The sequence below is a fragment of the Bradyrhizobium viridifuturi genome, assembly GCF_001238275.1.
GTDB classification, from domain to species: domain Bacteria; phylum Pseudomonadota; class Alphaproteobacteria; order Rhizobiales; family Xanthobacteraceae; genus Bradyrhizobium; species Bradyrhizobium viridifuturi.
On sequence record NZ_LGTB01000128.1, the window covers coordinates 1 to 728 of the forward strand.

Genomic DNA, 728 nt, shown 5'->3' on the forward strand with positions numbered 1-728 from the left:
ACGGTTTACTCTCCGGTCGTCTGGCACGCGCGTTGCTGAGCAGTCTATGGCTTGGCCGCTTATTGATTGACCCTCGTGAGGGCCAGGTCTGTTTGAGGTGCGACGGCGTGCGGGCGGTCGTCAGCAGTCGCCCGCACGCTTTTCCGTCGCGTCGGCCTCACTGTGCTCTGTCGATACCGCGCCGTTTGGCTCTACTTCTGCACGGTGCCGTGGCATGCGAGTTGTTGAGAGGCCTATCGGCTTGGCTGTTTATCTTCACGCAACACGGACCAAGCTTGACGTAGCAAACTCCGCGCGGGCGGTCTCCAAATGCCCGCGCGTTCTTTCGGAGTCGCAGGCGGCGCGGCCGGCCACAGGGGGGCTGTGGAGATTGTTCCGTGACCCGTGATGAGGCTTTAAAGAACGCGATAGAGGCGCTGAAGGGATGGTCCGAAGGAAAGGCCGATACGAGCGTCGTACTTGCCGCGATTGCGGAGCTTATGGCGACCAGGCCGCCACCAAGGCCGCCTTCAAAACCGGAGCTTTCTTCATAAGGAATGTGTTGCGATGGACAGGCTGGAATTTATACCGGCTTTCGAGGCAGCTATTCGCTCCGCCGCCCCTGAGAAGCTGGCCGCACTTCGGGAGATCGTCCCCCAGCAAGGAGGCCCGGACGAGTTCGAGAAGACGAGCACAGAGCTTGTACGCAAACATCCACTTACACTCTTTAGGTCGATCAAGATCATCTG

General features: G+C 59.8%; 1 protein-coding gene. It reads left to right on the forward strand.

What is annotated here, in order from left to right:
* Positions 1 to 546 precede the first annotated feature (546 nt).
* Positions 547 to 728, forward strand: a 182-nt coding sequence (locus ALC15_RS45730; protein ID WP_210168634.1) for a hypothetical protein, incomplete at its 3' end; no start/stop codon positions are given.